Source organism: Pelagibacterium sp. (assembly GCF_048264985.1).
Classification (GTDB): Bacteria; Pseudomonadota; Alphaproteobacteria; order Rhizobiales; family Devosiaceae; genus Pelagibacterium.
On record NZ_JBLXCL010000001.1, the window covers coordinates 478,573 to 500,038 of the forward strand.

At 58.3% G+C, this 21,466-nt stretch carries 20 protein-coding genes and 1 pseudogene; 7 read left to right on the forward strand and 14 right to left on the reverse strand.

Annotated features, from left to right (window positions below; genetic code table 11):
* Positions 1 to 45: 45 nt before the first annotated feature.
* From ACN0TA_RS02480 to murQ, 4 genes are read right to left on the reverse strand one after another with little or no spacing between them, the layout of a single operon-like run.
* A complete protein-coding gene (locus tag ACN0TA_RS02480) occupies positions 46 to 1,713 on the reverse strand; it encodes an ABC transporter substrate-binding protein (RefSeq protein WP_417579464.1) in 1,668 nt (555 codons plus the stop codon).
* A 32-nt stretch (positions 1,714 to 1,745) separates the two neighbouring features.
* Positions 1,746 to 2,765 (reverse strand): glycoside hydrolase family 3 N-terminal domain-containing protein, encoded by a 1,020-nt coding sequence (locus ACN0TA_RS02485; protein WP_417579466.1) that lies wholly within the window; start codon positions 2,763 to 2,765, stop codon positions 1,746 to 1,748.
* Positions 2,765 to 3,256 (reverse strand): GNAT family N-acetyltransferase, encoded by a 492-nt coding sequence (locus ACN0TA_RS02490; RefSeq protein WP_417579468.1) that lies wholly within the window; start codon positions 3,254 to 3,256, stop codon positions 2,765 to 2,767. The genes ACN0TA_RS02485 and ACN0TA_RS02490 overlap by 1 nt, the downstream gene beginning before the upstream one ends.
* Before the next feature lie 11 nt (positions 3,257 to 3,267).
* Entirely contained in the window at positions 3,268 to 4,203 is a 936-nt protein-coding gene (gene murQ, locus ACN0TA_RS02495; protein WP_417579470.1) for an N-acetylmuramic acid 6-phosphate etherase, read from the reverse strand.
* A 221-nt stretch (positions 4,204 to 4,424) separates the two neighbouring features.
* Between murQ and ACN0TA_RS02500 the strand changes: the two genes are divergently transcribed.
* From ACN0TA_RS02500 to ACN0TA_RS02530, 7 genes are all read left to right on the forward strand, one after another.
* The gene (locus ACN0TA_RS02500; RefSeq protein WP_417579472.1) at positions 4,425 to 5,276 is read left to right on the forward strand and encodes a MurR/RpiR family transcriptional regulator; all 852 of its coding nucleotides are present in this window, start codon (positions 4,425 to 4,427) and stop codon (positions 5,274 to 5,276) included.
* Between the two features lie 186 nt (positions 5,277 to 5,462).
* Positions 5,463 to 6,527 (forward strand): ABC transporter ATP-binding protein, encoded by a 1,065-nt coding sequence (locus ACN0TA_RS02505; RefSeq protein WP_417579474.1) that lies wholly within the window; start codon positions 5,463 to 5,465, stop codon positions 6,525 to 6,527.
* Between the two features lie 49 nt (positions 6,528 to 6,576).
* The gene (locus ACN0TA_RS02510) at positions 6,577 to 7,818 is read left to right on the forward strand and encodes an extracellular solute-binding protein (protein ID WP_417579476.1); all 1,242 of its coding nucleotides are present in this window, start codon (positions 6,577 to 6,579) and stop codon (positions 7,816 to 7,818) included.
* A 76-nt stretch (positions 7,819 to 7,894) separates the two neighbouring features.
* A complete protein-coding gene (locus tag ACN0TA_RS02515; protein ID WP_417579478.1) occupies positions 7,895 to 8,815 on the forward strand; it encodes a carbohydrate ABC transporter permease in 921 nt (306 codons plus the stop codon).
* Complete coding sequence (locus ACN0TA_RS02520) at positions 8,812 to 9,675, forward strand: carbohydrate ABC transporter permease (RefSeq protein WP_417579480.1); 864 nt, start codon at positions 8,812 to 8,814, stop codon at positions 9,673 to 9,675. Before ACN0TA_RS02515 ends, ACN0TA_RS02520 begins: the two co-directional genes overlap by 4 nt.
* On the forward strand, positions 9,672 to 10,337 hold the full coding sequence (locus ACN0TA_RS02525; RefSeq protein ID WP_417579482.1) for an N-acetylmannosamine-6-phosphate 2-epimerase: 666 nt from the start codon (positions 9,672 to 9,674) through the stop codon (positions 10,335 to 10,337). Before ACN0TA_RS02520 ends, ACN0TA_RS02525 begins: the two co-directional genes overlap by 4 nt.
* Complete coding sequence (locus ACN0TA_RS02530; protein ID WP_417579484.1) at positions 10,334 to 11,278, forward strand: N-acetylglucosamine kinase; 945 nt, start codon at positions 10,334 to 10,336, stop codon at positions 11,276 to 11,278. The genes ACN0TA_RS02525 and ACN0TA_RS02530 overlap by 4 nt, the downstream gene beginning before the upstream one ends.
* Positions 11,279 to 11,301: 23 nt before the next feature.
* Here ACN0TA_RS02530 and ACN0TA_RS02535 read toward each other — a convergent pair.
* From ACN0TA_RS02535 to ACN0TA_RS02580, 10 genes and pseudogenes are all read right to left on the reverse strand, one after another.
* Positions 11,302 to 11,541, reverse strand: a pseudogene (locus tag ACN0TA_RS02535) (helix-turn-helix domain-containing protein); the annotation flags it as partial.
* A gap of 471 nt (positions 11,542 to 12,012) precedes the next feature.
* Positions 12,013 to 12,759, reverse strand: coding sequence for an ATP-binding cassette domain-containing protein (locus ACN0TA_RS02540; RefSeq protein WP_417579486.1), 747 nt, complete (start codon positions 12,757 to 12,759; stop codon positions 12,013 to 12,015).
* Between the two features lie 10 nt (positions 12,760 to 12,769).
* Positions 12,770 to 13,969 carry an alanine racemase gene (locus ACN0TA_RS02545; protein WP_417579488.1) on the reverse strand — a complete coding sequence of 400 codons (1,200 nt, stop codon included), beginning with the start codon at positions 13,967 to 13,969 and terminating at the stop codon, positions 12,770 to 12,772.
* Positions 13,970 to 13,982: 13 nt separating this feature from the next.
* Positions 13,983 to 14,972, reverse strand: a complete 990-nt coding sequence (locus ACN0TA_RS02550) for an ABC transporter permease (protein WP_417579490.1) — start codon at positions 14,970 to 14,972, stop codon at positions 13,983 to 13,985.
* A gap of 119 nt (positions 14,973 to 15,091) precedes the next feature.
* Complete coding sequence (locus tag ACN0TA_RS02555) at positions 15,092 to 16,153, reverse strand: substrate-binding domain-containing protein (RefSeq protein ID WP_417579492.1); 1,062 nt, start codon at positions 16,151 to 16,153, stop codon at positions 15,092 to 15,094.
* A gap of 23 nt (positions 16,154 to 16,176) precedes the next feature.
* Positions 16,177 to 17,232, reverse strand: coding sequence for a substrate-binding domain-containing protein (locus tag ACN0TA_RS02560; RefSeq protein WP_417579494.1), 1,056 nt, complete (start codon positions 17,230 to 17,232; stop codon positions 16,177 to 16,179).
* 30 nt (positions 17,233 to 17,262) lie between these two features.
* Positions 17,263 to 18,525, reverse strand: a complete 1,263-nt coding sequence (locus ACN0TA_RS02565; RefSeq protein WP_417579496.1) for a M20 family metallopeptidase — start codon at positions 18,523 to 18,525, stop codon at positions 17,263 to 17,265.
* Positions 18,522 to 19,736 (reverse strand): ROK family transcriptional regulator, encoded by a 1,215-nt coding sequence (locus ACN0TA_RS02570; RefSeq protein ID WP_417579498.1) that lies wholly within the window; start codon positions 19,734 to 19,736, stop codon positions 18,522 to 18,524. Before ACN0TA_RS02570 ends, ACN0TA_RS02565 begins: the two co-directional genes overlap by 4 nt.
* A gap of 228 nt (positions 19,737 to 19,964) precedes the next feature.
* Positions 19,965 to 20,336 (reverse strand): hypothetical protein, encoded by a 372-nt coding sequence (locus tag ACN0TA_RS02575; protein WP_417579500.1) that lies wholly within the window; start codon positions 20,334 to 20,336, stop codon positions 19,965 to 19,967.
* A gap of 146 nt (positions 20,337 to 20,482) precedes the next feature.
* Positions 20,483 to 21,445, reverse strand: coding sequence for an alpha/beta hydrolase (locus ACN0TA_RS02580; RefSeq protein WP_417579502.1), 963 nt, complete (start codon positions 21,443 to 21,445; stop codon positions 20,483 to 20,485).
* Positions 21,446 to 21,466 lie beyond the last annotated feature (21 nt).

The window sequence follows — 21,466 nt, forward strand, 5'->3', positions numbered from 1 at the left end:
AAACAGGAGACGCGCCCCGGCGCGTCTCCGTCTATTGTTTGGCTGTTATTCAGCGACCGGTTCCAGGTCGAGCAACTGGAGCAGGCGAGCCGGATTGGCGTTGGACACAACAGGAGAGAACTTGGGGTTCTCGGCATCCGCCCAACCGGTGAACCGGCTTGTGTTGTACTGGTAGAACGAGGGGCTGTTATACACCGGAATGATCGGCATGGCTTCGGCCACGATCATCTGGATCTGATCGAGAACGGCGCTCGCCTCGGCCGGGTCCTTGATCTGGGTGTACTCGCCCAGAAGTTCCATGACCTCATCATTTTCCCAGTGAGGGGCGGTGAAACGGCTCTTGCCGAAATCGTTCGGGTTGAACGAGCGGATATAGGGGAAGTACGGGTTGGCGGCCGACGCCAGGGCGTTCAGCGTCATCGAGTACTCACCCGAAATCAGGCCCGAAGTCCAGACTGCGGCTTCCGGCGTGCTCATCTTTACGTTGAGCCCGGCTTCGGTCAGACTTTCCATCGAGATCTGGACGGCATCGATCCAGTCGGTCCAGCCATTGGGCACCATGATGTCGATGGCAATGGGTGAGCCGTCAGGGTTGTCACGGAAACCGTCACCGTCAGCATCGACGTAACCGGCTTCGTCGAGCAGCGCTGTGCCAGCTTCGAAGTCGAACCTGCCATACTGGCCGTATTCCTCTTCGACTGCAGGGTTGGCAAAGCTCTTGTAAAGCTCACCAAGGATCGCAGGATCTTCGTTGACCAGCGGGTAGCCGTAGCCGGCGATGTCGACGATCGTCTGGCGGTCGATGAGCATCGACAATGCACGACGGAAATCGACGTCGTTGAACGCCTTGCGGTTGTTCTCGTCGGGCGTGATCATGCTGATCTGGAACGACACAAGGCTCGACGGTGTGAACCAGTATTTGTGGTGCTCGGGGTCCTTGGACACAAATGTGTTGTCGATGTCGGGGATGAAGCTTGTCGCCCAATCCAGTGTGCCATCAGCGAGGGCGGCAAGAACCTGGGGATTGTCAGCGAGCTGGGGCATGCGCAGGCAATCGACGTCCAGATTGTCAGCATCCCAGTAATGAGGATTTGCGCACTGCTCGTACACTTGCGGGGTAAACCGGGTGATTTCGGTCATCGGACCCGAGCCAACGGGGTTTTCGTTGGCAAAGGTTACGGGGTCCTCGATGTCGGCCCACACATGCTGGGGTACAATAGGCATACCCACGATCGTGTTGGCGATCAGTGAGTTGGCTTCATTGAGGTTGAACCGGACAGTGCGGTCATCGACCTTTTCGACCGAGGCGAGCTGCTCGGACACGGAAATGAAATCGAGAGCCGGGAACTGCTTGATGTAATCATATGTGAAGACGACATCGTCTGCGGTCAAAGGTTCGCCGTCGGACCATGTAAGGCCATCACGAAGCGTGAAGGTGATTGATTTCAGGTCGTCGGCAAGTTCAAAGCTCTCGGCCAGACGGAAATGGGGCTCGTTGCCGTTGAGGCGGTTGAAGACAACCAGAGGTTCGTACATGAAGTCGAGCGTTGTGTAACGCGCCGAAGTCTGGCCGAACGGGTTGAAATTGCGAACGAAAGTGGTGGTCTGCTCAGAGCTGATCGTCAGCACGTTCTCACTGTCCTGGGCCAGTGCCGGTACTGCCGTCATCAACGTCAAAGCGGATGCCACCGCAACGACTGCTATCCTTGACATTTTATGTCTCTCCTTGCTTGATCGACCCGCCTTCAGGCGAAGCCGTTCTCCCTAAAAATTTCCTCCACCTCGGCATGCAAGGCCTGCACGTCGACACGGGTCGATCCGAGCTGCTTGTTGGCGCGGTCAATACGGGCGAGGCTCTCACTGCTCAGCGGGCGCGCCGCTCTAGCCGCCGCCTCGCTGGCGGCAAGATCGCCCTGGCTGTGCAGGGCAATATCGTAACCGGCATCGAGCGCCGCCTGCACCCGTTCCGGCCACGTACCTGACAATGCCTCCATTGTGAGACAGTCGGTGATCAGCACGCCGTCGTAATCGAGGTCATCGCGGATCATATCGCAGACAATCGGCGACACTGAGGCGGGCCGATCACTGTCGATCTGCGTGAAGATCAGATGGGCCACCATCGCCCATGGCGCGTCCTTGAGCGCGACGAAGGGGCGGAAATCGGAGTTCCGCATATCATCGACACTGGCATCAACGATCGGGCAGTCGAAATGAGGGTCGACGCTCACCCGGCCATAGCCGGGGATGTGCTTGACGATCGGCATCGCGCCGACTTCGAGCATTGCTTCCAGGACAACGCGGCCAAGCGTTGAGACCAATTCGGAGTCGTCGCCAAACGCGCGCTGGCCGATAACATCGTGCGTGTCTTTGCGGGCCAGGTCGACAACGGGCGTCGTGCCGCTGCCAATGCCCAGTTCTGTCATCATCGAACCCATGGCCAACGACGACAGGCGCAAGGCGCGTTTGCCAAGCTCAAGATCCTTGCGGGCCAGAGCCCCGAAATTGCCGAGTGGGCGGTATAGAGGCCAATTGCCATTGTCGAGCCGCTGCACGCGGCCCCCTTCCTGATCGATATAGATCGGCGCGTCCGGGCGTCCGACAGCCTCGCGGAACTGGGCGCACAAATGCTTGATCTGTTCGGGCGTTTCGAGATTGCGCCGAAACAGGAAAAGGCCAAACGGGTTGGTTTCGCGGAAGAATGCGATCTCCGATGGCGTTAGCTCAAGGCCGGGCATGCCCACGAAGAGGGCCAGTGGGGTCGTCATTACTGTGTTCCCTGCGGCTTCTGCTCGATGCGCAACAAGCCCTGATAGATGTCCTGTTTTTCCGACGCAATTGGCATGGCGTCGGCAGCGTTTACGTAAAAATCCACAGGACCGGCAGACCCGACTATGGCATAGGCATAGCCATGTGCCTTCATCGCTGCCAGCGTATGATAGAACAGCGCCACCCCAAGCCCCTTGCCACGCTGATCTTCACAAACGCCTGTGGGGCCGAAAAACCCGCGTGCAGTTGCGTCGTAGCAGGCAAAGCCGACGAGCTGATCATCAACGGTGGCGATCAGGCATCCTGGCGGCTGATGGGCCATTGCTGCGGTAACTTCACTTACCCAATATTCACTGAAATGGGTCCGCACCCAGTCCTTGATGATGTGCTGTTCAGGCGGGAGGGCCACCCGTATCGTTGCATCCACCTTTTCGGCGCGTGCCTTGAGCGCGTGCATGCGGTTGCCATAAAGATTGACGAGCAGATCCATGTCGTTCCCGTTCAGCCGGCAGCGCGGGGCTTGTGCTGGGCGGCTGCGCGACGCAGGAAGCCGCCGGCATCGCGCAAGGCAATTTCCGCTTCGCTCGCCTCAAGGCCCGTCAGTGCCATCAGGATCGCCAGTTTTACGTTGTTGTTGCTGGCAGTCAGGTAGTCTTCTGCCTCACTCGGCGAGCAGCCGGTAACCTCGACCAGCATGCGGGTCGCGCGGGCGGCGAGCTTTTTGTTGCTCACCGAAAGATCGACCATCAGATTTTCATACGACTTGCCGCTGCGGATCATGCTTGCGGTTGTCAGCATGTTGAGCACGAGTTTTTGTGCAGTACCTGATTTGAGGCGCGTTGAACCGGTGAGCGCTTCGGGGCCAACCAGCGGCGAAATTGCAATGTCGGCCATTCGTGCGATGACGGCATCGGGATTGCAGCACAGCGATGCGGTAACGGCACCGACCTCTTTAGCATAGGCAAGGCCGCCGATGACATATGGCGTCCGTCCGCTGACGGCGATGCCGACAACAACGTCCTTGGCACTGAGATTGACGTTTTCGAGGTCGCGGCGTCCCTCTTCAGGAGAGTCCTCGGCGCCTTCGATCGGATAGCGCAATGCTCGGTCGCCGCCGGCGATCAGCCCCACAACCATGCCTTCGGGTACACCGAAGGTCGGCGGACATTCCGAAGCATCGAGTACACCCAGTCGTCCGCTTGTACCTGCGCCCATATAGATCAGGCGGCCACCGGCCTTGAAAGCCTCAACGATTCGCTCGACGGCGGCTGCAATCTCGGGAAGCACAAGGCGTACAGCTTCGGAAACACGCGCGTCCTCCGCATTCATCGCCGCAAGAATCTGTGGCGTCGACATCAAGTCGATTTGCAGGGTGTCGGGGTTGCGGGCTTCGGAAACGAGCTGTTCCAGCTCTGCCATCAGGGTAGTTTTTGCCATGGTGCCTTTGCTCAAATTCCGACGGCGATGTTAGAAGTGAATATTCCGGGTGTCAACGAGACTAGGAATATTGTATTCCGTTAATTGTGCCTCGCAGCGATCATGGCCGACAGCCTTGTCGTGAGAGGCATAGGAGAACTTGGTTGCAATCACGCGCCCTTGCCCTCTAGAGGTTGCATAGCGAGTCTTGGGAGCACGGGCCCGGTGTTACGGAAGCCAGCATGTCCATACTGAAAATTCTCGGCGCCAAGCTGGAATCCATGACCCAGGCTGATCGCCAGATCGCCCAATTCATCATCGATAATCCCGAGCAGATGCTCACCCTGTCCTCGGCGGCGCTTGCTCAAGCCACCGGGCGCAGTCAGTCCAGTGTGGTCAAGTTCAGCCAAAAGCTCGGCTATGCGGGCTACCAGCAGCTCAAACTTGCCGTGAACAAGGCCAAGGCCCTTGAGTGGCATGCACCCGGTGGCGTCATTCATGGTACCATCGATGCCAGCGACAGCTATATTACCATCCTGCAAAAGCTGATTGGCAGCAAACTGCTCTCGATGCGTGAGACGCTCGCTGCCAATAACGAGCAAACGATCGATCTTGCCGTGGATGCTCTTGTAAATGCTCGAAAAATCCAGCTTGCCGGCGTGGGCGCGTCGTCGCTGGTGGCTAAGGACTTTTCCTACAAGTTGCTCAAACTGGGGCGCATGGCTCTGATCGAAAGCGACAGCCACATTCAGATTTCCAACGCTTCGGCGCTTGGCCAGCCTGATGTGTTGCTGGCGCTTTCCCATTCCGGGCGCAGCGTGGAAACCTTGCGCATCGTCGAGGTTGCCAAAAAGCGCGGCGCCACTGTGATCTCAATGACAGGGCTTCAGCCGAACCCGCTGATCGATCTGGCAGACATCCACCTTTTTACTGTTGCCGACGAGGAGCGCGTGCGCTCCTCGGCCATCACCTCGCGCGATGCGCAATTGATGCTCATGGATATGTTGTTCATCCTGCTCATCCGTCGTCAGTCGGACGCTCATGACTATATCCACAGCAGTGAAAATGCCGTCACCGTCCTTAAACAGCGTTAGCGCGGTGACTTAGCGCCATCGGTAACGCCTCTGCGCTGACGGGCACGGCTGCCATACATGCGCAGTAATTGTATATTCTTGACATTCATTTTTTTTGGAATTTAGTATTCCATGATTGCGAGCTTCGGACTGTGGTTTGCATGACTGGGATTCTTGCCTGATCGGCAGGGCAGACGGAGGATTGATTTGGCCCAGCTTTCGCTTCGCGGCATCAAGAAGCGCTTCAAGACCACCGAAGTGTTGCACGGCATCGATCTGGAGATCGGGGATCGCGAACTCGTTGTATTTGTCGGCCCGTCCGGCTGCGGCAAGTCCACTTTGTTGCGACTGATCGCCGGTCTGGATCCGATCAGCGACGGGGAGTTCGTACTCAATGGAAAGCTGATGAACGATGTGGCGCCCTCGCGGCGCGGTATCGCCATGGTGTTCCAGTCCTATGCGCTATACCCGCATATGGATGTCTATGAAAATATGGCATTTGGTGCCCGGCTGATGGGGCTTGAAAAGGTCGAAGTCGAGCGTCGCATCGCCGAGGCGGTCAAGATGCTGCGCCTCGATGAGCTGTTGCAGCGCAAGCCGCGGGAGCTTTCAGGTGGGCAGCGCCAGCGTGTCGCTATAGGCCGTGCCCTTGTACGCAAGCCCGACGTCTTTCTGCTCGACGAGCCGCTCTCCAATCTCGATGCGGCCTTGCGCTCGGAAGTGCGTCTGGAAATCGCCCGCCTTCACCGTGATATCGGCGGTACGACGATTTATGTGACCCATGATCAAGTTGAGGCGATGACGCTGGCCGACAAGATCGTGGTGATGAATGCAGGGCGGATCGAGCAGGTCGGCTCTCCACGCGATCTCTACGAGCGGCCGGCCAATGCGTTCGTCGCCACATTTATCGGGTCGCCGCGCATGACATTGGTCGATGTGGCGCGCGATGGAACTTCGCTCGGCATGGCCAATGGCGGCTCGGTCGCGATGGGGGCAATCCCGCAAGAGAAGAACCAGCGGCTAGGGCTGCGCCCCGACGCAGTAAGATTACACGACGGGCATGTGGATCAGGGCTTCCATGCCCAGGTGATCTATACCGAATATCTGGGCGACAACGCCTATGTGTATGTCCGTCTTGCCGATGGCACGCTGCTCGCCGCCCGCACTGCACCAAACGACAATTTTGCACCCGATGCGCCGGTGACCGTGACGGTCGATCCGGCGACGGCGCATTTCTTTTCCGCCGAGGATGGTCGGCGGCTGATGCCATAGGGCACCGGGACAAGACCTTCCACAGACGTTTCAAGGAGAGGGAACTTCAATGAAAAAAAATGTCATCCGTATGAGTGCGGCGCTCGGCGCCGTGATTATTGCCGCACCGGCGCTTGCCCAGGATCTAACGTTCTGGAGTTGGCGTCAGGAAGATCGCGCTGCCTATGAGCAGTTCATCGAGACGTTCGAGGCAGCCAACCCCGGTATCACAGTCAAATTCGAAACCTTCGAAGCGACCAATTACAATACGATCCTGTCGACTGCACTAGCCGGTGGCACTGGTCCCGATGTGATGATGGTTCGGGCCTATGGCGGTCTGGAAAACGTAGCTTCGGCTGGCTATCTTGAACCACTCAGTGCCGAGAGCGTTCCCGCTCTTGCAGACTTCGCCGAGCCCGCTCTGGCCGCTGAAAGCATGCGATCGGACGGCACGATCTACGCAGTGCCGTTTGCCAGCCAGACCCAGCTTGTCATCTACAACAAGACAATCTTTGACGAGAATGGTCTCGAAGAACCCCAGAACTGGGCCGATCTTGAAGCGCTCAGCCAGACACTTCTGGATGCCGGCGTCATCCCTTTTGCCAATGGCACTGCAACCGCATGGCAGAACGAGACAGTGACCTTCGGTCTTGGCTCGTCGCTTATGGGTACAGATTTCTACAATGAGCTGATTGCGGGTGAAACCGACTTTACCGACGAACGCTTCACCAATGCCCTCGGCGCAGTGAACGATATAGCCCAGGCATATTTCGCTGATGGCTTTATTGGTCTCGATTATCCTTCAGCCCAGCAGCTGTTCAGCTCGGGTATGGCCGGCATGTTTATTGGTGGTTCGTATGAACTTGCCAACTTCACTGCCCAGAACCCCGATATTGAACTGGGCATGTTCGCAGCGCCCGGCGAGACTGCAGCGGACGAAAAACTGGTCGGGCTCTATTTTGACGGTGGCTACGCGGTCAATGCAGCTAGCGCCAACAAGGACGCGGCGATCACCTTCGTGAACTACCTTGCAAGCCAGGAGTTCGGCCAGGCTTTTGCCAATACGCTCAACAACATCTCGACAATTCCGGGCGTCACGTTCGACAACCCCTTGCTCGCCGAGGTGGCTGAACTGAACCAGTCCTCGATCCCCTACCTCATGCTGGCGCATTTCCGCTATGGTGAGCCTTCGGGCTCGGTGTTGATCCAGAGCGAAATGCAGAAGCTCTTTGCCGGTGAAACGGAGCCCGCCGCTATCGGTGAAACGCTCACCACCGGACTTGCTGCATGGTACGAACCCTTTCAGGACTAGTCTGCAACTAGAAATCGCCCCTTCCCGCCAAACGGGGAGGGGCATGTCTTAGATCTCCAGAGCGAAGCGACAGCACATGCCACACCTCAGGATGACCGGGCGCGGTCTCTGGATTACCGCCCTGATCGTACCGCCACTGGCTTTTGTGGCCCTGTTCGTCGTCTACCCGATCATCTCCGCCTTTGCTTATGCCTTCTTTGACTGGCAGGGCTTGCGCCGCGGGGATTTCGTCGGGCTGGAGAATTTCCATACAGTGCTGTTTGTCGAGCCGTATCGCAGCTGGACGATCAACGCCTTCAAGAACAACGTTATCGTTTTCTTTGCGCTCATGGTGCTCCAGAACGGCTTGGGGTTCATCCTTGCCTATGCGCTGTGGCGCGAACTGCCCGGCGCACGTTTTCACCGGGTCGCGGTCTTCCTGCCGGTGGTGCTCTCGACAATTATCGTCGCCTATCTCTTCAAGCTCTTTTATCATCCTCTGTTTGGTGTCGTGAACATCAGCCTCAAGGGCATCGGCCTTGGTGAACTGGCCCAGCCCTGGCTGGGGCAAAGCGGAACAGCGCTGTGGAGCATTATCGTGGCGCAGGCCTGGCACATGGTGGGGTTTCCCACGCTGGTATTTCTTGCCGGCATGCAGCGCATTCCTGGCGAAATTCTCGATGCCGTGCGCATGGAGACAGAAAGCGAATGGGTGAAGATCACCAAGATCGTCTGGCCGCTTGTCGCACCCAGCGCCACGATCGTCTTCACACTGCTGTTCGTGGGCGCCTTCAACTGGTTTGAACTGCCCTTTATCATGGGCGGCCTCGATGGCTCTCCGTTCGGATCGACAGACGTCCTGGGGCTGTATTTCTACCGCACGGCGTTTGGTAATGTGTCCGCCGGGCAGCAGGATTTCGGGCTCGGATCTGCCCTAGCTGTGCTGATTTTCATCTTTATCGCGCTGGTCGCCGGCGTCATCACCACACGGCTGCGGGCCAGGGAAATTCAGCTATGAGCCGTGTCGCGACAAATTATTATGACCGCAAGGGGATGTTTGCGAGCTTGGGGCGCGACGGGTTGCTGCAAATCATCCTGATCGCTAATACGATCATCATGCTGGCGCCCATCGTCATCATGGTATTTTCGGCGTTCAAGACAACGCCGCAGATCTTTCAAGCGCCATTTTCGATCCCCGATTTCACGCAGGTTTCCAATTTCGTCAGGATATGGACCGAAACCAATTTCCTGCGCTACCTGCTGAATTCTTTCGTGGTCACCGGCGCTTCGATGGTGTTGATCCTGACCCTTGGGACAATGGCGGCCTACGCCATTGGGCGATATGCGTTTACCGGTTCTGGCTTCATTCTGATGTTCTTTATTGCCGGGCTGACCTTGCCACTCAAACTGGCGATCATTCCGCTGTTCATGCTGATGCGTGACCTTTCGATCCTCAACAATCAGCTTTCCCTGATCTTCGTTTACACAGCAATGGGTTTGCCGACGACCGTGTTCATCATGACCGGTTTCATTCGCAGCCTGCCCAATGAACTCGAAGATGCAGCGCGTATGGACGGGGCGAGCGAAGCGCGGATCATGTGGGCGATCATGTTACCGCTGGTCCGTCCTGCGATGGTGATCGCAGGCATCCAGAACGTCGTCCCGATCTGGAACGATTTCTTCTTTCCGCTCGTGTTCATCCAGAACGATGACCTCAAGACTTTGCCTCAGGGGCTCACGACCTTCATGGGCGAATACACGACCGATTGGGGCGTCCTGTTCTCGGGACTGACAATGTCTGCGGCGCCGATCATCCTGATTTATATCTTGCTCTCGCGTCAGTTTATTGCTGGCATGACTTCGGGTGCCGTCAAATGAAACTGCCAAAGGGACTTGTGGTGTCCTGCCAGGCGCGGGCAGACAATCCATTGCATGGCGCGCAATTCATGGGGCCGATGGCTCTGGCTGCGCGCGATGGTGGAGCCATTGCTATCCGTGCCAATGGCCCGGACGATATCGCTGCCGTCAAAACGGCGGGGCTTCCCGTCATCGGTATCCATAAAGTGTTTTCCGAAAGCCATCCCGTCTACATTACCCCAAGCATTGCGGCTGCCGAGGCGATTATCGCTGCTGGTGCCGAGATCGTGGCTCTTGATTGCACCGAGCGCCCTCGCGATGGCGAGCACCCGCGTGAAATCGTCCGGCGCATTCGCGAGGAGCTGGGTGCTGAGGTGTTCGCCGATGTGTCTAACTTCGAGGAGGGCCTGGCAGCGGCGGACTGGGGCGCGCATTATGTCGCCACCACCTTGTCAGGATACACACAGGCCAGCCAGCCACGTCCTGAAGCTCCGGATATGGCTCTGCTCGAACGGCTGGCCGCGCAGCTCACGGTTCCGATCGTGGCCGAAGGGCGTTACAATACCCCCGAGCTCGTGCAGCAGGCGTTCAGTGTCGGCGCCCATGCCGTTGTAGTGGGGACAATGATCACCAATCCTCGTGAAATCACCCGGCTGTTTGTCCGCGACGGCGTGCCGTCATGATCTCTGTGCATCTCGGGCTTGATGTCGGTGGTACGGCCAGCCGATGGGTTGCGTGCGACGTGTCCGGCGAGGCCGTCGCGCGCGGCAGCCTTGGTGGTGCGACTGCCCATGTGTTCAATCCCGCCGAACGGGAGCGGCTTGTTGGGGTCATGACCCAGCTCGCCACAGCCGCAAATCAAGCCGACTTGCAGGTTCTGAGTCTCACAGCCGGCTTGACCGGATTTGGATCTGCGGCAGGCACTGACATTCGTGATCTCGCGGCTGGCGCGCTCGGGGTAACGCCGACATCGGTGTTGGTCCTGGATGACATTGTGTTGGCTTATGCTGGTCTGTTCAGGCCGGGTGAGGGGCATTTGGTCTCTGCGGGCACCGGCTCTATCGGCGTTCATGTGCGTGAGAGCGGCGACGTCGTAAGGGTGGGTGGGCGTGGCATCCTGATCGACGATGGGGGGTCTGGAAGCTGGATTGCACTGCGCGCCCTCGATCTGATTTACCGAACCTGGGATCATGCCGGCACATTCAAGGGTGTCGATATCCTCGCCCATCACGTGTTTGAAAAAATCGGCGGCACTGAATGGCACGATGTTCGTAAGTTCATCTACGCAGGTGATCGGGGGCTGATCGGCACCCTTGCGGTGGCTGTCGCAAAAGCCGCGGAAGACGGCGATGGGGTGGCCCTGGACATCCTTCGCGCAGCTGCCCATGAACTGGCCGAACTGGCAAGAGCGCTTCAGAAGCGTGCAGGCAAGGGACCGGTTGCGCTCATCGGTGGTGTGCTGCGGCTCCATCCGATCATCTTGGCCGAAATTTCAGGTCACCTTGCTGGCACGCGAATTCTCAGACCCGAGGTCGAAAGCGCCCTCGCCGCCGCCCGACTACAAACAGGCGCTGCCGGTTCCCTATGGCAGGCGCTTTTAGGCTCGGAGCTAGTGCAGCCTTAAGACTGTCGATTGCCTCCCGCTTGTCAGCCTCGACGGTGCTGTATTCGCAAGGCGTTGGGCGAACAGTGCTCTCGCGCATTAGAAAACCGTGAAAAGTAATAATTTTCGTCAAAGCCTACCGACGTTGCCAGCTGCTCGATAGTCTGATCGGCAAGCGTCAGTATTTCCTGGGCACGATCCAACCGTAAGCGCAGTTGAAATGCCTTGGCAGGAACGCCGTGCCGGGCCACGAACCGGCGCCGCAACCTGGCAGGCGATATCCTGAGTGACCGCGCAGATCAGGTCGTTGTCCCTTGTCATGGGCAATCCGGCGCGGCGGCGGCAGCGGATCGAACCCAAGGACCAGACGTCGAACAGCCTATGTAGCGCGGATGGCCGGGCAGGCGTCAGATCCGGCTTGGCTCGGTCGATGTCGCCGGCGCTTTGAGCAAGGCGCGGCAATCTGCCATTGAGCAGCGTCCACATCTCCGACCATATAGTGTCGAGGAGTGGACCGTAGCTGTGGCCAATTTCGAGAAAGAGCCAGGTCTGGGCCGGAGCGCTGATTGCGAAGTTCTCGCTGGCTACGCTCCAGAAAGACCGACTTCACTCACCAACCGGAACCGCCCTAATCTCGATAGTGATCGGCGCTTGACGGAGAATTGGGCGCGCTGAAAACCGGTCGATGTCCGGTGAAACAATCATTGGTCGCTGGACGATTTTCTCTAAGACATGGTCTAGCGATGCCAAGCTGGTTAGTGCACGCCGGTGATCATGGCGATGATTTCGTTCTTGTCGGTTTCCGCCGTTGTGCGCACGCCGATCTGTGTGCCGCGTCGCAGCACGCAGATCCGATCCGATAGCCTGAAAACCTGATCGAGGCTGTGGCTGACGATGAGAACGCCAATGTCGCGCGCCTTGAGACCGGCAACGATCTTTTCGACTTTGGCGGTTTCGGCTACGCCGAGCGCGGCTGTGGGTTCATCGAGCAGGATCAGCTTTTTCGCCCAACGCGTTGCCCGCGCTATGGCAATGCCTTGCCGTTGTCCGCCGGAGAGATCCCTGATGGTTGCGTGCGGTGAGGGTATGCGCACGTCAAGTTCGTCAACCAGTCGCTGGGTTTCTCCGATCATCGCTTTACGGTCGAGTTGCCCGAACGCGCCCTTGGTGATTTCCCTGCCAAGAAAAAGGTTCATGTACACCGACTGCTGATCGGCCAGTGCCAGATCCTGATACACCACTTCGATCCCGTGCTCGCGCGCCTTGGTCGCGCTCGACATGGTGATCGGCTCGCCCTCCATCACAATCGATCCCGATGTCGGCCCATGAACGCCAGAAATGATCTTGATAAGGGTCGATTTTCCCGCGCCATTGTCGCCGACCAGCGCAACGATCTCACCAGCACGCACGTCTAGGGAGAAGTTTTCGATGGCGACGATGCCGCCGAACGCTTTGCGGATGTTCTCGAGTTTGAGCACCGGCTGTGTTTGTGTATCGGTCATCATGAACCTCCTAAACGGGCCAGGATTGGGTTTCACCAAACCCATTCTCGATGGTTTCGACTTTGGGGTTGCCCGTCGAAATTCCCGAAACGCCGACAACATAAGCGCGTGTAACAAACGCCTGACCGCGAAATCCGAACACTGCGGTGTCGCCGGGTTGAGGAGAGTTTGCACCCGCCGCATCAATCATCGCGTAGTAATCGATGGCCGAAGGCGGTGGCACCTCGACCTCGCGCAAAGCATCGGCGCCAACCGTCGGCTCTGCCGAGACCAGAGCTTTGACCGGATAGCTGGGAAAGACCGGGTCGATGTAGAACCCGCCGCCAAAGCAGTAAGCCTTGCCGCCCGAAAGGTGCGAAACCTCGGTGAGATAGAGGACCGCAGGCAACTCGGGCAGATCTTCCATCACGTGCAATGCTGTGGTCCCGTGGATGCCGTTGCCCGGTTCGCATTGGGTGGCCCCGGCTTTGGCAAGACCTTCGAGCAGGACCGACGATGTTGTACCTGGAGCATTGACCTCAATGTCGGTGTGTCCGGCTCGTGCCAGTGCTTCGGCAGCACGCGTTAGTGTCGAAAGATTTGGAGTCGGTTTAACCCTTCGGCTGTCATGGTCAAACAGCAACGCTGGAAACGTCGTGATGCCAGAAAACCGCCCGCCGTCGAGGGCATTGAGCCGCTCGGCAACTTCAGTTACTTCCGCTGCCTCGTATCCCCCTTCGTGCCCGCGATAGAACGTGTCGCCCTCTGCCTTGATGCGGGCGAGGAGGTCTTGCTCATATCCTGCCTTTTTTGCGCCATCAGCAGCTTCTTGGGCCTTGGTGTCGTTAAATACTGTCCAGAAGTCCGGCCGAAAACGGGCTGCCGCAGCATCGGCTTCGGCCCTGGCGATCTGGGAGAGGTGGCCAAGATGACCTACGGCCATACCGGCGCGATGCGTTCCACGGGCGCAGGCCATGTCGACGGCAACAGACTTTTCGATTCCGCCGCGCATCACTGCTTTGCAAAAGCTCGATGAGCGCCCGACTTGCTTGGTCATTGCAAAAATCTTTAGCCCATGGCGATCGGCTTCGCTTTTGAGTGTCCGTGCGTTGGCTTGAACCTGATCAAGATCGATGACGTACGCATTGGCTGGAATTTTTGCCTCGCGGTGCAGCTTCATTGCAGCTTCGACAAATTTGGGATTCCGGCGACGCAGAATGTCGAGAAACATGGATGAAACCTCCTCAGCGAGCTTTTTCGCGTAGCGATACGGCGACGGCGACAAGAATAATAAGGCCGCGCACGATCATCTGGTCGGAAACGGACAGGCCCATCAAGATGAGCCCGTTATTGAGCATGCCCATCATCAACGAGCCCACAAGGGCACCGATGATTGTGCCCTTGCCGCCATGCAGCAACGTGCCGCCGACAATTACCGCGGCGATAACTGTCATGAGATCGGATTCGCCCAGCGTGTATTTGGCCGCTTGCAAGCGTCCCGAATAAAGCAGCCCTGCAAGCCCGGCCATGCCGCCTGAGATCATGAAGACGATGAGCCGGATGCGCGGCACTCGAATACCGGTAACCATCGCTGCGCGAGGATTATCCCCGGTTGCAAGAACATGCGCTCCGAAACGGGTCTGGCGATAAACGAAGTGACCGACAAGGACGGCGGCAATGGTCCACAACACGAGAGAGGGGATGCCGAACAGTGAGCCGGAACCGAAAATTCCGGTAAAGGTCCCGTCGAGTACTGGAATGGACCGCAGATTGGTGAGCGAGCGCGCCACGCCTGCAAAAAGGCCCATCGTTGCAAGCGTTACAAGAAACGAGGGCAGGCGCAGATATGCAACAAGTACGCCGTTGATAAATCCGATTGCCAGACCGGCACTGATACCGGCCAGTATGCCCAGCGGAAAAGCCAAGTCCGGAACTGCGGCCATGACCATGGCCGCGCTCAGGGCCGAAACTGCGACCGTAGAGCCGAAACTGAGGTCAATCTCGCCCGCGCTCAGCGCGAAGACCAGCCCGATGGCCATGATTGTCGCAGGCGCCGTTTGCAAGATGATGTTGACGAGGTTGCGCTGGGTCAGAAAGCCGGTGTCATGAAGCGTTATGGCGAAGAACAGGAAGATCGCCACAAAGCCGATATAGACCACATATTGCTGCAGGTTTAGCCGTGAGAGGCTGGTAACAATAGGGTGTGAGGATTTTGCACTGCTGGGGGTAGTCATGGCAGCCTCGAAACAATCGTGAAGTCGGAGCGCTTGGAGCAAAGCGGCGGACCCTTGCGGTCCTTGAGCGTGACGAGCGTGGCGGGAACCCGGAAGGTCACCCGCCGCGCAGTCCTGATCTATTGTGCGTTCAGGATCGACGCAGGAGCATCGCGCCCAAGCGACTGCTGCCAACCTTCGGCAACCGTGTCCGGACCAACGATGAGTGCGTCGACGACCAGAAACGGATCGACATCGTGTCCCAGCAGATCAGCGGCGGCCGCGCGGGCGGCATAGACACCGATATTGTACGCCTCGTCGGCGATCAGCGCAGCAATGGGGCCGCCGGAAACCATGTCCAGCCCGGCCGGCTCGTTGAGGTCGATCGTGACGATCTTGATATCAGTGCGGCCGAGCTGACGCAGAACTGAAAGCACGCCAGTGGCCGGTTCCGCCCATGGCACGTAAAGCCCGTCGAGATCGGGGTTCTGCATCAGCATGGCGCTGGCAATGTCTTCGATCCGCGCGGGGTCGGCCATGCCAGCCTCAGCAACGATATCGATACCCTCGTAGCTGTTTTCGATCATCCATTTGAACGCGGAGTCGCGCAGATTGGTGACGTGGAAGTCGGCATCATGAAAGATGTAGCCAATCTCTCCCTCACCACCGAGCGCTTCGGCCATTGCTTGCGACGTCTTCTCGCCAATGCCGACAAGGTCTGCGGAAACGGTCGTGACATAGTCTTCGCCGTGAACCAGTCCGGCCGCAGCATTGTCAATAAAAACGATCCGCGCTCCACCATCCAGAGCGGCCGAATAGGTGCTGGTCCCGGCACTGGGATCGATGGGGAGTGAGATCAGGATCGTCGGGTCGAGCGCCATCACGGTCTCGACATCGGCTTGCTGACGGGCCGAGTCGAACCCGGCATCGGTTTCCGCGACGACTTCAATGCCGAGACGCTCGAACTCGTCCTTTGCGCCCTGTGCCACAGCACCTGACCAGTCATAGAGTTCATGCCAGGCGAAGGCGGCAGTGTAGCCACTTTCGCGGATCTGGCTGACCTCGGCGTCGCTAAGTTCAATTTCAGCGACAGGTGTTGCCGGTTCGCCGTTCGGGCCGACTGTCACAGGGGCCTGAGCAACAGCGATGTTGGGGGCAAGGGCTGCGAGCAGCCCTGCCGTCAAAAGAGGAAGGGAACGCATGGTCGTGATCCTTACGTTTGCTGTTACTGCGCGCCGAGAACGGAAGCCGGGGCGTCCCGGTGCAGCGACTGCTGCCAGCCTTCAGCGACATTGTCGGCGGTGATTGTCAGTGCCGGCGCAACGACAAAAGCCGGGCTTTCTTCACCCATCAGGGCTTTGAGGCCAACTGCCGCCATGGCGCGGCCAAGCTCGTAAGCCTCGTCTGCAACGATGCCCGCGACACTTCCGCCACGAACCATATCCAGCGCGACTGGCTCGGAGAGATCGAGCGTCACGATCTTTGTATCGCTGTTCCCCGCGCCGCGCAGAGCGGCAAGGACGCCTTCGGCTGGCTCGGCCCAGGTGACATAGATGCCGTCGAGATCAGGGTTCTGCAAAAGCATCGCATTTGCCAGTTCTTCGGCCCGTGCGGGGTCGGCGATACCTTGTTCAGCAACGATCTCGATGTTGGGGTATTCGTTTTCGATAGTGGCCTTGAAGGCGTTGTCGCGCTGGTTGGTCACGTAATAGTCGGCGTCATGGAAGATCCAGCCCACAGTGCCCTCGCCGTCAATGGCGTCTGCCAGAGTATCGGCAGCCTGGCGGCCCATTTCGAACAGATCGTCGGTGACGATTGCCGCATAGTCGGTGCCGTGCTCATACCCGGACGGCAGGTTGGAAAGGAATACGAGTTTCACATCGCTCTCAATCGCTTCGCGGAAGGCTTCAGCCGAAGTGACTGGATCGAGGGGCAGCGAAAGGATGACGTTGGGCCCCGCGCTTAGCGCTGTCTCGATATCGGAGCGTTGCTTGGCAGCATCAAAGCCGGCGTCTGTCGTCGCGACGACCTCAACTCCAGCGCGTGCGAACTCGTCGGCTGCGCCCGAGGATACCGCGTTTATGAAATCTGACGAGGTGTGCCACAGCAGAGCGGCCTTGTAGCCCTGGCCTTCCAGCGCTGCAATATCGGTGTCCGAGAGCACGACTTGTGATGTCGGGGTTGCGCTTTCACCATTTGGCCCAACGGTCTGGGCAAAAATGGCGGGTGAAATAAGGATGGTCGCCGCAAGAGCGGCACTTCCCAGAATCTTTGCAGTCATAGTTGGTTCCCTTTGTGTTTTTGGTGCTTTTTATCTGCTCTCAACGCCGCAATAGCTGGCGATGAAGATTGCAAATGCCACGATGCCTGAGAGGTACTCCTCGACGCTGACGCGCTCTTCGAACGTGTGGCAATTGCGGATGTCCCCGGGCGCGCAATAGACTGCAGGTATCCCGAGGCGGTTGGTAAAGAACGACTTCTCCGACCAGAACGGCGCCCCCTCGAGCGCTCCCCGACCGGCCATTGCCTCGGCAATTGCGCTTTGCAATTGCACCAGAGCTGGATGGCTGCTGTCGATCTCGCTTGCCTCCCCGCCAAGCGCATGGTCGCGCCCGGCCGGATAGGTAATTTCAATTCTGATGTTTGGATCGTTAATGGCACCGCGCACCGTAGCTTCGATCTCGGCAGCAGCGGCGTCGAGTGCCTCACCAGGTAGAAGTTTGCGGATCAGCGAGATCGAGCAGTGCTCGGGTACGGCAATATACCCGCCGCCTTCTAGGGTCGTGATCAACAAAAAGCCATTGCCGATCAGGTCGTGGCGCGCGCGAGCCGAGACGGCGTCGGAATGCGCCCAAAGTGCACTCATTATCTTGTGGCTGGCTTTGAGCGCGTCGTGTCCAAGTTCGGGAACCCCGAAATATGCCGACTTCCCCTCAATCTTGATGTCGGCGATAAAAAAGCCGATCTGGGCCGGGTAGACGGCAAGGCGAGTGGGCTCGACGTAGATTACGAAATCGGGTCGCGAGATGTCCCCTGCTTCGATCTTCTCGACATAGTGTTTGATCCCGGCTGAAACCCCGCTCCCTGGCTGGCCGCTCTCTTCATCGCCGACAAAGGCGAAATCGATGTCGCCTTTGAGGCTCACTCCGGCGCTGTCGAGCAGCGAAATCGCTGAAAGCGCTGTACAGATACCGGCCTTGAGATCGCCCGCACCACGACCCCAGATTTCTCCCTCCATGATCGGCGCGGCAAAGGGATCTTCTCGCGCGTCGCCAGCCCAGTGGTCGCTCCATCCATCGACATGGACAGTGTCGGTATGCCCGATGAAGAGCAGTCTCGGTCCGCCACCATTGCCTTTGCGCGTACCCCAAACATTGGGACGGCCCGGCATGAAGTCTTCAACAATGGGGCCCGAGAGTCCTCTTGCCGCCATCTCCGCTTGTAACAGATCAACGAAATTGGCCTCGTTGCCAGTAATGCTTTGCCGCCCAATTGCCTTTTGCAAGAGGGCGATGGCGTCGTCTCTGTCGAGAATATCTTCCAACGCCGATGCGGACAAACTGGGGTTGGTCATTTTGCTGCGACCTTGAGTTCGAGGCTGTCAGTGGGCGGTAGCGAAATACGCCCACCAAGCACTTCGGCGCCAAACAGCGTGTTGTGCAGATGCTCAAGGCCGATGGCCGCTGCCCCGATCAACGCGGCGCGTGCCCCAAGTGGGCTTTTCTCAATCTCGATTGGACGGGGGAAGAGTGCGGGAAGGTACAAACGCACTCTCTCCAAAAGCTCATCTCGCAGCCCGATCGAGCCACCGAGAATAACCTTTTGCGGATTGGCGATGGCGACGATCGCGACGATGCCTCGTGCAAGGTATTTTGCCGTTTCATCGAGCACTTGTCCGGCATGATCGTCGCCGGTATTGGCGCGCTGAAAGATTGTTGGAACGCTTGCTTCCAGGCCCGACAGGGATCGATAACGATCGATGATTCCAATTGAGGCCGCAACGCGCTCCAGCGCGCCCGAGCGTTGCGATTCCGGGTCGAAAGGGTCGGCCCCGAACGGCAGGAAGCCAAGCTCGCCGGCCGCATGTGTCGCGCCGCGCACGGGCTTGCCATCGACAAGCAACCCGCAGCCCAAGCCGGTGCCAACGGCGATGTAGGCAAGATTGTCGATATTTTGCCCTTCGCCCTGCCAGTTTTCCCCGATCACCGCCAGGTTGACGTCGTTTTCCAGCACGACATCGATGCCGAGCGCATTTTCCAGCGCCCCGGCCACATCCATCCGGTCAAACCCAGCAAGGTTGGGAGCCATGAGCACGCGTCCGGTCTGATTGTCGGGGGCGCCTGGTACGCCGACAACAGCAAGCCGAATACGCTCGCGCGCGATTTCGAGTCGATCGGCAATTCGCCAGCACAGCTCAACGATCTGGGCCACAACAGCGTCGCCGCCTTTAGGGTCTGTTGGTTCTACTTCTTCAGCGAGCACCTGGCAGGATAGGTCGAGAATGGCCACGCGCAGCTTTGTGCCGCCCAGATCGACGGCGGCCAGGAATGCTGCGTTGGGGACCAGCTCGTAGTTAACAGCTGTCCGCCCGATATGCCCGCTGCTTCGCCCGGTTTCCTGCACCCATCCTTCGTTCTCGAGCTGACGGACAATCTCGGAAACCGTTTGTTTCGAAAGGCCCGTCTGCTTGGAAATGGATGCCCGTGAGATCGGGCCGCCCTGGATGATGGCCTCCATGATGGTGCGTTCAGAGAACTTTCGAGAAACTTTAGCGGCTTCGCCCATCAATGCGCACCTTAATTCGTTCTGTAGACGAACTAATTGCATTGCTGCGACGAAATGTCAAGGTGGCCATCGTTGGACGGCGAGGGACCGGCGGTCACGATGCAGGTCAAAACCGGCGACCAGAACGGAATTTCGTCAGATTTTATGGGGAGTTTTGCTCTGAAAAGATGGTTAGACGTCATAGACGCGAAACCGCGCGAAGTTGACGCTAGATCTAAGGACTATCGGTCATTCCAGGACGTTCTCGCCGGCAAGGCGAACGGGGGACTCGCACTCTATTGGTATCGCAGGGTCGATCGTGTCGAAGGCAGCACGCAAACGTGACGACGCCTCTTTAGAGAAGTCGAGAAAGACAGCATCGAAGCTGTATCGCTCGACGATTGCAATTACGCTTTTGATCGCTTCCGGTCCCGAACCGCTCTCCCATGGATAATAGGTAAAATAGACTTTGATCCCGCGCCGCTGGAACGCACCATGGCATCGAAACCGCCAAATTCGCCTTCGCCATCGCTGTGTAGCGATGCGGGTTATAGCGTCCCGCCACGCCGGCCAATCGGCAGGATCATTCGGAGCAGCAAAGATATTGGCTTCATCGCGCACCGACCGATCGGCCCCCGGCGCAAGCGGAAACCTGTGTAGGTCTGTCTATCGAAACGGAGTGTGTAGGGAGAAAAACCTGGGCGGATCATTGTGTGCGCGACAGGTGAGTGCCGGCTCCGGAGCGGTGAGGCCCCGGAGCTTTTGGTCTAGTTTTCGATGGAGGCGGAAACACCGTTGGCGAACATATAGATGAGGCCGTCTCTAAAGCCGTCGCTCCAGACATCCATGCCATGGCCACCATCGACGATGCGCAACTCGGCTGGACTGGCGGGCACGTCTTCCCACTTTTCGAAATCGGCACCGAAAATGTTTTCTCGGTGGAGAGCTGTGTAAAAAGCCACGGCCTGCACCTCCATATTGTATCTGGTGGCATCGTCAGGAAGGTCTTCCTTTTCCGAAAGGTGATTCCAGTCATCATCCCCGGCCACGATAAAGAATGGTACGCGGTGATTTTGGGAAGCATAGGGCCCAACAAGTGCCGGGTAATTGAGCTCATCCCAGCGGGCTGGATCGTAGGGCTCGCCAAACGAACCGCGACCGACGGCTCCTGCCGTTGCAGGGGGCTGGCCCTGCTGCAATGCAGGGCTGAGGAGGGTTGCAGCGGAGAAGACATCTGGATAGGCCAAGCCGTAACGCGCAGCGCCGTAACCACCCATTGAGAACCCAGCAAGCGCTCGGCCCTCGCGTGCAGCGATGGTTGGAAGTGTTTCGTCGATGTGGGGGATGAGATCTTCGATGAACGCGCTTTCGATAGCCCCAAAGGCTGCGGAATCCACCCAATAGGAATTGCCTGTGACCGGGGCCACAGCGATGGTTGGCGGAATGGTGCCGTCGGCGATCATGGCGTCGAGTATCGGCCAGAACGCGTCCCAGGCATCGGATTCACCACCGCTGCCGTGAAGCAGGTAAACCACCGGGTAACGCACGTTACCCTCGGGGGCGAACCCTTCGGGCAGATAGAGTGCGTAGCTTAGTTCGGCGGTTTGAGGGTTGTCGTCATTGGCCAGGGCGGGCGAGACCAGCGTTTCGACGCTAATCTTTTGCGCCGAAGCTGGGTTGGCCAAAAGGGCCGCCATGGTCAGAACCAGTGATTTTGCCAGGGTGTGCATAAAAACGCCTCCTCCTTTAGC